This window comes from Sphaerothrix gracilis Ecp01 (assembly GCF_030405905.1).
Lineage (GTDB): Bacteria > Cyanobacteriota > Cyanobacteriia > Phormidesmidales > Phormidesmidaceae > Sphaerothrix > Sphaerothrix gracilis.
On sequence record NZ_JASATW010000131.1, the window covers coordinates 1 to 1183 of the forward strand.

General features: G+C 44.3%; 1 protein-coding gene. It reads left to right on the forward strand.

Features of this window, described 5'->3' with window-relative positions; all coding sequences use genetic code 11:
• Positions 1-703: 703 nt before the first annotated feature.
• A partial coding sequence (locus QJQ48_RS28255) for a Uma2 family endonuclease (protein WP_346294500.1) occupies positions 704-1183 on the forward strand: 480 nt, incomplete at its 3' end.

Consider the following 1183-nt stretch of genomic DNA (forward strand, 5'->3'; position numbering starts at 1 on the left):
GTTTACATGTTATAAAATATGCCTACGTTGTAAAACTTGTTATATACGCGCATGTGTTTTGTACGCGTGGTGTATTGCCACACTTTTAGTCATAATCGCTGTAACTACTGCTGTGCAAGCGTTTTGGGCATATTGTTTAAGGCATCTCAGCGCAACCCGATCTATATACAAATAGAACATGTTCAAGCGTATAAACCTGTACAACATGTTTTATACGCACAAATACCTCTAAATAATACAAGTTATTTGTGCATAAAAACTTGTATTAAAATCGCTCTTTCAATGAAAAGAGAACATGTTAATGCGATCGCTGAAAGGTAAGCGAACATAGGGCGATCGCCTATAACGTCTCCATAACGTCTTTGTAATAAGTAAGCTGGCTCTTTGTTTGATAAAAGATAAGCGATCGCTAGCTGTTCTTGAGACACGAGCGCAGTATGGCTCTGAGAACCTACTCAAAAGCGCTAAACGGCAATATCTCTGTCGAATATCTTCAAGTGCGATCGCCCAAAGGAATAAAGAGCTAGGGTTCAGAGCATTAGCCAGCTTAGATCACCGAGAGTTGGGAAGATCCCACTTAGCCTGATATTGGACAGTAGTATAAGAAGCTGGCACATTTGCTCTGATGCAGCGCTAGTCAATCAGAGCGTTACACTAAAACCATTCCCGTAACCTTTATCCTTTAACGAGGTCGCCAGTTGCTATGACTCAAGCGATCGCTCAGCCTCTCAGCTTTCTAGATTTTCTAGAAGCTTACCCTGATGATGGTAAACGCTATGAACTGGTCAATGGTCAGCTTGTTCAACTGATGGCAACCCGCGCCCACGATGATGTTGCGGACTTTATCTACGATGCGTTTCGCGAGCAGGTTAAGCACAGCCAGCTTAACTATAAAATCAGTCGCTTTGCCTCTGTGAAAACAACTCGCGATGATGGTTTAGTCCAAGGGCGAACGCCAGATGTAAGCGTGATCGATAAGGATCTGTGGACGTCTGACCCAAAGGCGTATGCAGCTTTAGAAGAACCGATTCAACTAGCGGTTGAAGTCAGCTCAACCAACTGGCGCGATGATTATCTCTACAAGCTGGCCGAGTATGAAGCGCTCGGCATTCTGGAATACTGGATTGTGGACTATCTGGCGATTGGCGCAGCTCGCTATATTGGTTCTCCCAAGACGCCTACG